The following is a 13,054-nucleotide window of genomic DNA, read 5'->3' as shown; positions in this document are numbered from 1 at the left end:
GGGGGCGCCCGGCCGGGGGGGGGGCGGGGGCGGGGGGGGGGGGGCGGGGCCGGCCCCCCCCCCCGGCGGGGGGGGGGGGGCCGGGGGGGGGGGGGCCCCCCCCCCCCTCTCGCGTGCGTACGGGACGGCGGTGCGGGACGTCGAACGGAAGTCGGTACGGGGTGCCTCGCGCGCCCGGCGGTGTCCGGGCCGCGGCGCGGGCGGGACGGGGTGTGGGACGGGGCGCGTGCTGCGGGGCGTGGGACGGGGCGCGCGGGCGGAGGGGACGTGCGGGCGGCGGACTCAGCCGGCCGCGGCGATCGGCCCGGTTCCCGGGGCCTGGCGCAGCTCGGCGGACCGGCGGCGCATGCGGGCCAGCACCACGCGGCGCTCGGCGGCGGTCAGGCCGCCCCAGACGCCGTACGGCTCGGGCTGGAGCAGCGCGTGCTCGCGGCAGGCGACCATCACCGGGCAGCGGGCGCAGACGCGCTTGGCGGCCTCCTCGCGGGAGAGCCGGGCCGCGGTCGGTTCCTTGGAGGGGGCGAAGAACAGCCCCGCCTCGTCGCGGCGGCAGACGGCGTCCGCGTGCCAGGGGCCGTCCCCCGCCCTGGCCGGTACCCGCGGCTTCGGCACGGCGGCCGGACGCCCGTGGAGACCCTGAACGGCGGCTACCTGCAGGGACTGATGCGGCGGATGCGGCACGGTCTACTCCTGACGACGTATACGCGAGCGAGAGACGATGCACCAGTCCCTACCCGCTGGGGGCTCCCCTATGCACGGAGTGCCACCGGGCGCCGGAGGTTCGTCCGAAACGCGATCCCGCGCGCGCGGGCGCCCGGACGGCGCGCACCACCGGGGCACTTGGCCCGCGAAGGCCCCCCGCCACGGCGCGCGAGCGGGCGGGCGGGCGCCGCCGCGAACCGGGCGGCGCGGGGCGGCTCCCCCGCCGGTCGTGGCGCGCGGGGCGGCACGGGGCGGCGCGGGCGCGCGGGCGACCGTACGCGCACGCCCCCGCGCGCGGGAGGGCGGAGCGGGCCGGGAGGACGGGGCTCCGGCAGGGCCGGAGCAGCCCGGGCCGCACCCGCCGACGCCCCGGGCACCGCCGGGGCCCTGCGGGCCGGCAGGCCGGAACTCGCCGTACCGGGGCACGAGTTCGGGCCGGATCGGGGCACGGGTCGAGACCGAGGATCGGGGCGCCGTACCGCGCCCTCCCGCCCCCTCGGGCGGCGGCCGTCGGCGGGCCGGCGAACCGGGACGCCGAGCGGGCCGGCAGGCGGGTGGGGCGGCGCGGGACGCAACCGGACGACCGGACGACCGGCGACCGGGCGGCCGACCGGGCGGGCGGGCGGGCGCCGCCGAGCGGGTCGGCGGCTCAGCCGTCCATGCGCTTGCGGAGCTTGTGGGCCAGGTCCACCAGGCGGGAGCCCAGCTTCGGCCGCGCCTCGATGTTGCCCAGGAGCGCGAAGCCGCGGACGATCACCACCGGGGCCTGCGGATCCGTCTCCCCGCGGGCCTCCCCGCGCACCTCGAAGTTGCCGAGGACGCCGCTTCCGTAGCCGCGCAGGGTGACGTTCTCCGGGACGACGACCTCGACGTTGCCGAGCACGCAGGTCACGTTGATCTCCGTGACTTGCTGCTCGAAGACCGCCTCGGTCAGGTCGATGCTGATGTCGCCCATCACCGAGACGGCGCGGGTGTGCGCCCCCGGGCGCCAGCGGCCCTTGCGGGCCGAGCTGCTGCACACGGCGACGACCGTCTCCACCGGGCCCGTCGACGCGCCGGAGGAGCCGAGCGGGCCCGGCGGCGCCGCGGCGCCGCCGGGCGCGGGCAGGTCGCGTACGAGGACATCCAGCTCGCCCACCGTCTTGACGGCGTAGAGCACGTCGAGGCGCTCGGAATGCTCCTCGGCCGTCAGCCGGCCCTCGGCCACGGCGTCGCCGAGGATGTGGGCGATCCGGTCCCGGTCGGCGTCGGACGCGCGCAGCCCGCCGGGGGCCGGAGCGGGCGCGGAGGCGGGCACCGGGGCCGGGGCGGGCTCGGGTGCGGGGGCGGCGGGGTGCTTTTCCAGGTCCACGCGGCCCAGCATAGCGAGACACGATAGATCGCGATACTGGCGAGTGAGCCTTACCTCACAAGCACCGCCCGTCCGGGAGGTCCTACGCTGGTGGACTGCGCTGCCAATTGGTCGTCAGTGCTGTCTGCCGAGTGAGGAATGGCCCCAATGCCGGAGTTCGCGTACACCGACCTGCTGCCCCTGGGCGAGGACAACACCCCCTACCGGCTGGTGACCGCCGAGGGCGTGTCCACCTTCGAGGCGGACGGGCGTACGTTCCTCAAGGTGGAGCCGGAGGCGCTGCGCCTGCTCGCCGAAGAGGCGATCCACGACATCCAGCACTTCCTGCGCCCCGCGCACCTCGCGCAGCTGCGCCGCATCATCGACGACCCGGAGGCCAGCGCGAACGACAAGTTCGTCGCCCTGGACCTGCTGAAGAACGCGAACATCGCGGCGGCCGGCGTCCTGCCGATGTGCCAGGACACGGGCACGGCGATCGTCATGGGCAAGCGCGGCCAGAACGTGCTGACGTCGGGCGCCGACGAGGCGGCCCTCTCGCGCGGCATCTACGACGCGTACACCCGCCTGAACCTGCGCTACTCGCAGATGGCCCCGATCACCATGTGGGAGGAGAAGAACACCGGCTCGAACCTGCCCGCGCAGATCGAGCTGTACGCGACCGACGGCGGCGCGTACAAGTTCCTCTTCATGGCCAAGGGCGGCGGCTCCGCGAACAAGTCCTTCCTCTACCAGGAGACCAAGGCGGTTCTCAACGAGGCCTCCATGATGAAGTTCCTGGAGGAGAAGATCCGCTCGCTCGGTACGGCGGCCTGCCCGCCCTACCACCTGGCGATCGTGGTCGGCGGCACCTCCGCCGAGCACGCGCTCAAGACCGCCAAGTACGCCTCCGCGCACTACCTGGACGAGCTGCCCCGCGAGGGCTCCCCGCTCGGCCACGGCTTCCGCGACGAGGCGCTGGAGCAGCAGGTCTTCGAGCTGACCCAGAGGATCGGCATCGGGGCGCAGTTCGGCGGCAAGTACTTCTGCCACGACGTCCGCGTGGTGCGCCTGCCCCGCCACGGCGCCTCGCTGCCCGTGGCGATCGCCGTGTCCTGCTCGGCGGACCGCCAGGCCACCGCGAAGATCACCGCCGAGGGCGTCTTCCTGGAGCAGCTGGAGACGGACCCGGCGCGCTTCCTGCCGGAGACCACGGACGAGCACCTCAGCGAGGCGGCGGACGTCGTCTCCATCGACCTGAACCGGCCGATGGACGAGATCCTGGCGACCCTGACCCGGCACCCGGTCAAGACCCGGCTGTCCCTGACCGGCCCGCTGGTCGTGGCGCGCGACATCGCGCACGCCAAGATCAAGGAGCTGCTGGACTCGGGCGCGGAGATGCCGCAGTACCTGAAGGACCACCCGGTCTACTACGCGGGCCCCGCGAAGACCCCCGAGGGCTACGCGTCGGGCTCCTTCGGCCCGACGACGGCCGGCCGCATGGACTCGTACGTGGAGCAGTTCCAGGCGGCGGGCGGCTCCAAGGTCATGCTGGCCAAGGGCAACCGCTCGCAGCAGGTGACGGACGCGTGCGGGACGCACGGCGGCTTCTACCTCGGCTCGATCGGCGGCCCGGCCGCGCGGCTCGCGCAGGACTGCATCAAGAAGGTCGAGGTCCTGGAGTACGAGGAGCTCGGCATGGAGGCGGTCTGGCGGATCGAGGTCGAGGACTTCCCCGCCTTCATCGTCGTGGACGACAAGGGCAACGACTTCTTCCAGAACCCCGCCCCGGAGCCGACGTTCACCCACATCCCGGTGCGCGGCCCGGGCCTGTAGCGTCCGGGCCCCCCTGGGGGCGCCGTCCGGCGCCGCGCAGCGCGTCCGTCAGGTACCGGGCCTCCACGGGGGTGGCCCGGTATCCGTCGCGGACGACGGCCGCGAGCGGGGACGAATCCCGGCATGACACCGCTGTGCCCGCGCCGGGCGGCGGACCGCACCGGGTTAACGTCGGGGACACGGCGTCGCCGCTGCCCGTTCACCCCGGTTTGCAAGGATTTCCGTATGATCGCGATCCGTCCCGCCCGAACCGTTCGCACCGCCGGCACCGTCCGGGTGATCGCCCACCGCGGGGCCTCCCACGAGCACCCCGAGCACACCCTCGCCGCCTACCGGCAGGCCGTCGAGGACGGCGCGGACGCGCTGGAGTGCGACGTGCGGCTCACCGCCGACCGCCGGCTCGTCTGCGTGCACGACCGGCGCGTGGAGCGGACCTCCGACGGGCGCGGCGCGGTCCCCGCGATGACGTACGCGGAACTCTCCGCGCTGGACTTCGGGGCCTGGAAGGGCGACGGGCACGCCGGGGCCCGGGTGCTGCTGTTCGAGGACCTGCTCCGGGTGGCCCTGGCCGCGCCCCGGCCGGTCGGCCTCGCCGTCGAGACCAAGCACCCCGTGCGCACGGGCGGCCTGCTGGAGGCCGAACTGGTGCGGGTGCTGCGGGACCACGGGCTGGCCGACGGCGCCTCGGGCCGGGTCGAGGTGATGAGCTTCTCGCGCACCGCCCTGAACCGGCTGCACCGGCTCGCGCCGGGCCTGCCCGCCGTGTACCTGATGGAGCGGCGGCTGCGCCCGGTGCGCCCGCCGTACGCGACCCACGCGGGCCCGGGCATCGAGCTCGTGCGCCGCGACCCGGCCCTGGTGGGCCGGCTGAAGGCGCGGGGGCTGGCCGTGCGGGTGTGGACCGTGGACGAGCCGGAGGACGTGGAGCTGTGCGTGCGGCTCGGTGTGGACACCCTGATCACCAACCGGCCCCGCGAGGTGCGCAAGCTGCTGCGGGACCTGTGACACCCGGCCGGGGTGCGCCGGCCGGGCGTGGGGGCGAGGGTGCTACTGGGGCGGGCGGTGCGGTACGGGTGCTGCCGGGTGGTGCGGTACGGATGCTGCCGGGTGGGTGATGCGGGGCGGTCAGGCGAAGCGCTGGTTCGCCGACCCGGTGCAGGTCTGCAGGCGCAGCGGGTCGTGGCCGGCGGCCACCGTCAGGCACATGCCCTGGGCCCCGGCGGGCCGGATGGTGGCGCCGTCGCGGACGTAGCGCTGGTTGGCGCCGCCGTGGCAGTTCCACAGGACGAGGCCGGTTCCGGCGCCGTAGGCGGATCCCGGTGCGTCGAGGCAGCGGTCCTGGGTGAGTCCGAGGTGGACGGACCCGCGTGCCGCGTCGTACCACCAGGTCTGGTTGCGGCCGCCGTGGCAATCCCAGCCCACGACCTTGGTGCCGTTGGCGGTGGAGCCGCCGAAGGCGTCGAGGCAGTTGGCCGTCCCCTCGTTCCTCAGGGGCTTGTAGAGGTCGTCCCAGGCGCCCGCCTGGAGGACCGGGGTGCCGGTGCTCGCCGGGTCGGCGCAGGAGGCCTCGCGCAGGCCGGAGGCGTAGAGCTGGGTCAGGCAGGACGCGAACGCGCCGTGGCCGCGGTAGTTGGGGTGGAAGGACTGGCGGGCGGTGTTCTCGTCCCACGGGAAGTGGTCCGCGAGGTCGAGGTAGAGGCCGCGGGCCCAGGCGTCCTCCATGCACACCTCGTGGCCGTGGAAGAGGCGGGAGTTGTCCAGGTAGGTCGCGCCGGAGGCGAGGGCCGCGGCGCGCATGCCCTTCTCGAAGGTGGGCACCGCGTAGTTGCGGCCCCAGGTGGCGTCGGAGTCGTATCCGGCGCAGCCGCCGGGGAGCTTGCCGGGGAAGGTGGGGTTGTCGTAGAAGTCGGGGCCGATGGGGCTGGGGTAGCCCATGACGACCAGTTTGTAGTCGGCGTCGGCGTAGCCCGCGTCGCGCATGACCGTCTTGAGGTCGGCGACGGTGGCCTCCACCTTGGGCCTGAGGCCGTCGACGCGCGCCTGCCAGCCGGGGGCGTACTTGGGTTCGCAGGTGCCCTGGATGAGCACCCAGCGGGTCACGCAGTCGGTCATGACCGGGCCGAACTGCAGGTCGTCGTTGGCTCCGGCGACGAGCAGGACCATCTTGATCTTCGTGTTGCGTGCTTTGATGGCCAGGCTGTCGCTCTGCACCAGCTCGTCGGCGTACTGCTTGGAGCCGCCGATCCTGATGTTTCCGGTGTACCCGCCGGAGCAGGCGACGTTGAAGGTGAGGTCGGCCGGGATGCCGGTGCGGTGGATCGCCGAGTCGGGCGAGCGGTGGCACTGGTTGTTCGGCGTGTTCGTGGCGGGGTCGTAGTTCCCGACGCCCTCGCCCGAGATCTCGCTGTCGCCCAGTGAGATCAGGCCGGTCTTGCGCTGGTTCAGCGGCCGCACGGCCGCGTCGCCGTAGATCCGTACCGCCTCGGCGGCGCGGATCGCCTCCAGTTCGGGCGGGAGGGGGGTGGCCGCGGCGGGCGCGGGTGCGGCGGGGACGGCCGCCTGGGCCATGGGGGTGACGGCGGTGACGCCCCCGAGGGCGGCCGCGAACGCCGCGACCGCGACGACGGTAGATCTGAGCCTGGACTTCGTTACGGCACGTGCCATGAACGCCTCCCCGGATGTCAGTGTTACCCACGGTATTTACTGGCCGGTAGGGGAGTTGGGAACACTTCGAACAAGACAATTGCTCAACTTTTTGAGGAGGCCACGAACATGACCGACCACCAGCAGGCCGAAGCGTTCCGGACCGAGCACGACTCCATGGGCGACGTACAGGTGCCGGTGCACGCCAAATGGCGTGCCCAGACCCAGCGCGCGGTGGAGAACTTCCCCGTCTCGGGGCAGCGGTTGGAACACGCCCACATCGCGGCGCTCGCCCGCATCAAGGCCGCGGCCGCCGTGGTGAACGCGCGCCTCGGCGTCGTGGACCCGGCCGTCGCCGAGGCGATCCGGTCGGCCGCGGAGGAGGTCGCCGACGGCCGCTGGGACGACCACTTCCCGGTGGACGTCTTCCAGACGGGGTCGGGCACCTCGTCCAACATGAACGCCAACGAGGTGATCGCGACCCTGGCCACCGAGCGGCTCGGCCGCGAGGTCCACCCCAACGACCACGTCAACGCCTCGCAGAGCTCCAACGACGTCTTCCCGTCGTCCATCCACATCGCCGCGACCGCCGCCGTCACCGGCGCGCTGATCCCGGCCCTGGAGCACCTCGCCGCCTCCATGGAGCGCAAGGCCGAGGAGTTCGCCGACGTCGTCAAGGCCGGCCGGACGCACCTGATGGACGCCACCCCGGTCACCCTGGGCCAGGAGTTCGGCGGGTACGCCGTCCAGATCCGCTACGGCGTCGAACGGCTGCGCGCGGCCCTCCCCCGGCTGGCCGAACTGCCGCTGGGCGGGACCGCGGTGGGCACCGGGATCAACACCCCGCCCGGCTTCTCGGCCGCCGTCATCGCCGAGGTGGCCTCCGCCACCGGGCTGCCGCTGACCGAGGCCCGCAACCACTTCGAGGCCCAGGGGGCCCGGGACGCGCTGGTGGAGACCTCGGGCATGCTCCGTACGGTCGCCGTCTCGCTCACCAAGATCTCCAACGACCTGCGCTGGATGGCTTCCGGACCGCGCACCGGATTGGCCGAAATCAACCTGCCGGATCTCCAGCCGGGCTCCTCGATCATGCCCGGGAAGGTCAATCCGGTCATCCCGGAGGCCGTGCTGATGGTCGCCGCCCAGGTGATGGGGAACGACGCCGCGGTCGCCGTCGCGGGCGCCGCCGGCAACTTCGAGCTCAACGTGATGCTCCCGGTGATGGCCAGGAACCTCCTCGAATCGATCCGCCTGCTCGGCAGCGCGAGCCGGCTGCTGGCCGACCGCACGGTCGACGGAATCACCGCCAACACCGCCCGGGCCAGGGAGTACGCCGAGTCCTCGCCCTCCGTGGTGACCCCGCTGAACCGCTACATCGGCTACGAGGAGGCCGCCAAGGTCGCCAAGAAGGCCCTCGCCGAACGCAAGACGATCCGGGAGGTCGTCCTGGAGTCCGGCTACGTCGACCGCGGCGCGCTCACCCTGGAGCAGCTGGATGAGGCCCTCGACGTGCTGCGCATGACCCGCCCCTGACGCGCCACCCACGCCCCCGCGCAGGGTCCGGATCCGGTCGAATCCCGTCGCCGAACCCCTCCGTGACCTGCACCGCAGCGGGGGCGCGGGGTGCCGCCCTAAGATCTGCGCATGACAGGTACTTTCCGGCCTGCGGGCGGCGCGGAGCGGGGCGGCCCGCGGGCCGTGCGCTGGGCGCCCGGGGAGCAGATCCTCTGGCGCTACCGCGACAACGGCCCCCGCGGCGGCGTGCACATCTGCCGCCCCGTCACCGTGGTGCGGGACACCGACGAGCTGCTGGCCGTGTGGATGGCCCCCGGTACCGAGTGCGTCAAGCCGGTCCTGGCGGACGGCACGCCCGTGCATGCCGAACCGCTCGCCACGCGCTACACCGCGCCCCGGACGACCGTGCGCTCCCGCTGGTTCGGCACCGGGGTGCTGAAGCTGGCGCGGCCCGGGGACCCGTTCTCCGTATGGCTGTTCTGGGAGCGCGGCTGGCGGTTCAAGAACTGGTACGTGAACCTGGAGGAGCCGCGGGCCCGCTGGGCCGGCGGGGTCGACTCCGAGGACCACTTCCTCGACATCGCCGTGCACCCGGACCGCAGCTGGTCGTGGCTGGACGAGGACGAGTTCGCGCAGGCGCAGCGGGCCGGGCTGATGGACCGGGCACAGGCCCGGCGGGTCCGGGACGCGGGGCGGGCCGCGGTGGAGCTGATCGCCTCCTGGGGGCCGCCCTTCTCCGACGGCTGGCAGGACTGGCGGCCTGACCCGTCGTGGACGGTCCCGGCCCTCCCGGAGGACTGGGACCGCACTCCGGCGCACATGACGTCATGAGACCCTTGATGCGCCCCCGGGGTCCAAACGTAGGATCGTCCTCCGCGAGGTCGCGCGCGCGGGACGGTGCCGGTCGGGCCGGGCATCCGGAAGTGGCTTGTCGTACACGGGACTTGACCGGAGGCCGGCAGGACTGACTCAGGACTGACTGACGAGGGGGACGGGGTCCGCCGGGCGAAAGCGGCGGGGACCCCGGACGAAGTCTGGGGGAGGATGTCCGGGGCGGATGTGTCCCGGCCGCTGAGCGGGTATACCGCGACTGACCGAGTTGAGTGCAGCGCACATCGAGCGCAAACGGACGGAATTCCACGCGTGACGGAGTACCCCACCTCTCAGGAGGGCCCGCAGCCTGCCGCGGCCACCGCGACGCCGGCCCCGGGCGGCTCCGCCGCGCCGTTCGCCTCCGGCGCGCCGGCCGCTCCCGTGCCGGGTCCCGGCGCCGCCGGTCAGGCCCGCGACGGCGCGGCCCGCGCCGCGGCGGCGTCCGCGGCCCGGGGCGGCGCCGGCAGCGACGAACCCGGCCACGGCAAGGCCGCGGTCCCGGCCGTGGAGGCCACCCGGCCCGAGATCCCCGCCGCCCGCACCCGGGACGGCGAGGCCGCGCGCGGTGCGGCCGCGGCCTCCGGCGGCCCGGGTACGCCGGGCCGGCGCCCCGCGGCCCCGGCACCCGGCCGCGGGGACGCGCCCGCGGCGCAGGGGACACCGTCCGGCGGCGCGCACCACGCGGCCGAGTCCGCCGGTCCCGTACCGCTCGGCCAGGGCCTGGACGCCCGGGCCGCGCAGGGGCTCGCCGCGGGCCCCGGGCGCCTCCCGGAGGGCTCCGGGGGCGACGGACGGCACGGCGGCGGCACGGGGACGCCGACGGGCCCGGCGGACACCGCGGCCCGCCGCGAGGGGGACCGGCTGCGCTTCGTCGGGGCCGCCACCCGCCGGATCGCGCGGGGCATCGACCTCGACGAGATCGTGCTCGGCCTGTGCCGGGCCACCGTGCCGACGTTCTCGGACGCCATCCTGGTGTACCTGCGCGACCCGCTCCCGGTGGGGGACGAGCGTCCCGTCGGACCGGTCGTTTTAAGGCTCCGGCGCACCGACCGGCTGCGGCCGATCGACGACCTCACGGACATCGGCGGCACGATCGGCGCGGGGACGGACCTCGCCGGGGCCGCGGGGGCCACCGGCGAGCTCGACTTCAGCCAGCTGCCGCTGCTGGGCCTGCAGGGTGACCTGCCGGCCGCCGAGCTGTGCGAGATCCGCCCCGGCGGGGCGCTCGCCGAGGTGCTGCGCGGCGTCCGGCCCGTCTTCGGGTCCTCCGCCGCCGCCAAGGCGGCGCTGCCCGAGCTGCTGGGGGCGGAGCACCCGTTGCCGCGCGGCAATCGGGCCGTCCTCGCGCCGCTGCGCGGCCGCCGCCGGGTGATCGGTGCGGCGGTGTTCCTGCGCAGCCCGGAGCGGCCCGCGTTCGAGCAGAACGACCTCCTCGTCGCCGCCCAGCTCGCCACGCACACGGCGCTCGGCATCGACAAGGCGGTGCTGTACGGCCGCGAGGCGTACATCGCCGACGAGCTCCAGCGCACGATGCTGCCCGACAGCCTGCCCCAGCCCACCGGGGTAAGGCTCGCCTCGCGCTACCTGCCGGCCGCCGAGACGGCCCGGGTCGGCGGCGACTGGTACGACGCCATACCGCTGCCCGGCAGCCGCGTCGCGCTCGTCGTCGGCGACGTCATGGGCCACTCCATGACCTCCGCCGCGATCATGGGGCAGCTGCGCACCACCGCCCAGACCCTGGCGCAGCTGGACCTCCCGCCGGCCGAGGTGCTGCACCACCTCGACGAGCAGGCCCAGCGGCTGGGCTCGGACCGGATGGCCACCTGCCTGTACGCGGTCTACGACCCGGTCTCGCACCGGATCACCATCGCCAACGCCGGCCACCCGCCGCCCGTGCTGCTGCACCTGGGCGGCCGCGCCGAGGTGCTGCGGGTCCCGCCCGGCGCCCCGATCGGCGTAGGCGGCGTGGACTTCGAGGCCGTGGAGCTGGACGCGCCCGCCGGGGCCACCCTGCTGCTGTACACCGACGGCCTGGTGGAGTCGCGGCTGCGCGACGTGTGGACCGGCATCGAGCAGCTCCGGGAGCGGCTGGCGACGACCGCCCAGCTGACGGGCCTGGACCACCCGCCGCCGCTGGAGGCCCTCTGCGACGACGTGCTGGACATGCTCGGCCCGGGCGACCGGGACGACGACATCGCGCTGCTCGCGGCCCGCTTCGAGGGGATCGCGCCCAGCGACGTCGCGTACTGGTTCCTGGACCCGGAGGAGACCGCTCCGGGCCGGGCCCGGCGGTTCGCCCGCCGGGCGCTCACGCGCTGGGGCCTGGAGGAGCTGAGCGACTCGCTGGAGCTGCTGGTCAGCGAGGTGGTCACCAATGCCGTCCGGTACGCCGAGCGGCCGGTGACGCTGCGCCTGCTGCGGACGGACGTCCTGCGCTGCGAGGTCGGCGACGACTCCCCGCAGCTGCCGCGCCAGCGCCGGGCCCGGGACACCGACGAGGGCGGCCGCGGGCTGTTCCTGGTCAACCGGATGGCCCGCCGGTGGGGCGCCACCCGGCTGAGCAGCGGGAAGGTGGTCTGGTTCGAGCTCGCGTTGCCGGGGGCGCATGAGCGGCGTTGACTGGGCAGGCGAGGGGGTAGCCCGGCGTTCGCGGTCGCCGGGTGATTCAGCCGACCCCTACCGGAGGACGCTCGTGACCCAGGACGCGCAGAAGATCCCGTACACGACGAACAACGCCGGGATCCCGGTGGAGAGCGACGAGCACTCGCTCACCGTCAGCCCCGACGGTCCGATCCTGCTCCAGGACCACTACCTGATCGAGAAGATGGCCCAGTTCAACCGGGAACGGGTCCCCGAACGGGTGGTCCACGCCAAGGGCGCGGGCGCCTACGGCGTCTTCCAGGTGACCAACGACGTCAGCCAGTTCACCAAGGCCGACCTCTTCCAGCCGGGGCGCAGGACCGAGATGCTGGCCCGGTTCTCGACCGTCGCGGGTGAGCAGGGCTCCCCCGACACCTGGCGGGACCCGCGCGGTTTCGCCCTGAAGTTCTACACCGAGCACGGCAACTACGACATGGTCGGCAACAACACCCCGGTCTTCTTCGTCCGGGACCCGATCAAGTTCCAGGACTTCATCCGCTCGCAGAAGCGGCGTATGGACAACGGGCTGCGCGACCACGACATGCAGTGGGACTTCTGGACCCTGTCCCCCGAGTCGGCGCACCAGGTGACCCTCCTGATGGGCGACCGCGGCATCCCGAAGAGCTACCGCACGATGGACGGCTTCAGCTCGCACACCTACCTGTGGGTGAACGCGGGCGGCGAGCGGTTCTGGGTGAAGTACCACTTCAAGACGGACCAGGGCAACGAGTTCCTGACCCAGGAGGAGGCCGACCGGATCGCCGGGGAGGACCCCGACTACCACCGGCGGGACCTCTTCGACTCGATCGCGGGCGGCCGGGCCCCGAGCTGGACGATGCACGTCCAGGTGATGCCGTTCGAGGACGCGCCGGACTACCGGTTCAATCCGTTCGACCTGACGAAGGTGTGGCCGCACGGCGACTACCCGCTGATCGAGGTCGGCCGGATGACGCTGGACAAGAACCCGGACGACTACTTCATCCACATCGAGCAGGCCGCCTTCGAGCCGTCGAACCTGGTGCCGGGCATCGGCCCGTCGCCGGACAAGATGCTGCTGGGCCGGCTGTTCTCGTACCCGGACACGCACCGCTACCGGATCGGGGCGAACTACGCCCAGCTCCCGCCGAACCGGGCGCGCTCGACGGTCTCCTCGTACGCCAAGGACGGCGCGATGCGCTTCGAGGCCGCGGCCGTGGCCCGCCCGTACGCGCCCAACTCCTACGGCGGGCCGGCGGCGGACGTCGCCCGCTTCGGGGAGCCCGCGGGCTGGGCCTCGTCGGGCGAGATGGTCCGGGAGGCGTACGCGCTGCGCAGCCAGGACGACGACTGGGGCCAGCCGGGCACGCTGGTGCGCCAGGTCTTCGACGACGCGGCGCGCGACCGGCTCGTGTCGAACGTGGCGGGGCACCTGAAGGACGGTGTGAGCGCCCCGGTGCTGGAGCGGGCCCTGCAGTACTGGCGCAACGTCGACAAGGCCGTCGGCGACCGGATCGCGGCCGCCGTCTCGGGCGGCTGACG

General features: G+C 74.1%; 9 protein-coding genes. 6 read left to right on the top strand and 3 right to left on the bottom strand.

Going from position 1 to position 13,054, the window contains the following annotated elements; genetic code table 11:
- Window positions 1–282: 282 nt before the first annotated feature.
- Window positions 283–681 carry a WhiB family transcriptional regulator gene (locus ACZ6S8_RS30965; protein ID WP_383917760.1) on the bottom strand — a complete coding sequence of 133 codons (399 nt, stop codon included), beginning with the start codon at window positions 679–681 and terminating at the stop codon, window positions 283–285.
- Window positions 682–1,351: 670 nt separating this feature from the next.
- Complete coding sequence (locus tag ACZ6S8_RS30960; RefSeq protein ID WP_469460732.1) at window positions 1,352–2,053, bottom strand: DUF1707 SHOCT-like domain-containing protein; 702 nt, start codon at window positions 2,051–2,053, stop codon at window positions 1,352–1,354.
- Window positions 2,054–2,191: 138 nt separating this feature from the next.
- Here ACZ6S8_RS30960 and ACZ6S8_RS30955 point away from each other — a divergent pair, with 138 nt between their 5' ends.
- Both ACZ6S8_RS30955 and ACZ6S8_RS30950 read left to right on the top strand, forming a co-directional pair.
- On the top strand, window positions 2,192–3,865 hold the full coding sequence (locus ACZ6S8_RS30955; protein ID WP_469460731.1) for a fumarate hydratase: 1,674 nt from the start codon (window positions 2,192–2,194) through the stop codon (window positions 3,863–3,865).
- Window positions 3,866–4,090: 225 nt separating this feature from the next.
- Window positions 4,091–4,870 carry a glycerophosphodiester phosphodiesterase gene (locus ACZ6S8_RS30950; RefSeq protein WP_469460730.1) on the top strand — a complete coding sequence of 260 codons (780 nt, stop codon included), beginning with the start codon at window positions 4,091–4,093 and terminating at the stop codon, window positions 4,868–4,870.
- Between the two features lie 120 nt (window positions 4,871–4,990).
- Here the strand turns inward: ACZ6S8_RS30950 and ACZ6S8_RS30945 are convergent, their stop codons facing one another.
- Window positions 4,991–6,529 (bottom strand): ricin-type beta-trefoil lectin domain protein, encoded by a 1,539-nt coding sequence (locus ACZ6S8_RS30945; RefSeq protein ID WP_469460729.1) that lies wholly within the window; start codon window positions 6,527–6,529, stop codon window positions 4,991–4,993.
- Window positions 6,530–6,637: 108 nt separating this feature from the next.
- Between ACZ6S8_RS30945 and ACZ6S8_RS30940 the strand changes: the two genes are divergently transcribed.
- The 4 genes from ACZ6S8_RS30940 (at window position 6,638) to ACZ6S8_RS30925 (ending at window position 13,052) form a co-directional block, all read left to right on the top strand.
- A complete protein-coding gene (locus ACZ6S8_RS30940) occupies window positions 6,638–8,041 on the top strand; it encodes a class II fumarate hydratase (RefSeq protein ID WP_469460728.1) in 1,404 nt (467 codons plus the stop codon).
- 111 nt (window positions 8,042–8,152) lie between these two features.
- Complete coding sequence (gene fomD / locus ACZ6S8_RS30935; RefSeq protein ID WP_469460727.1) at window positions 8,153–8,854, top strand: cytidylyl-2-hydroxypropylphosphonate hydrolase; 702 nt, start codon at window positions 8,153–8,155, stop codon at window positions 8,852–8,854.
- Between the two features lie 312 nt (window positions 8,855–9,166).
- Window positions 9,167–11,515: a SpoIIE family protein phosphatase gene (locus ACZ6S8_RS30930; RefSeq protein ID WP_469460726.1), complete on the top strand. Its 2,349-nt coding sequence runs from the start codon at window positions 9,167–9,169 to the stop codon at window positions 11,513–11,515.
- Window positions 11,516–11,588: 73 nt separating this feature from the next.
- Complete coding sequence (locus ACZ6S8_RS30925) at window positions 11,589–13,052, top strand: catalase (RefSeq protein WP_469460725.1); 1,464 nt, start codon at window positions 11,589–11,591, stop codon at window positions 13,050–13,052.
- The last annotated feature ends 2 nt before the right edge of the window (window positions 13,053–13,054 follow it).

The organism is Streptomyces sp. NPDC048461 (assembly GCF_055587105.1).
The sequence above is the reverse complement of the archived record's forward strand: the minus strand, read 5'-3'. Positions and strand labels throughout refer to the sequence as shown.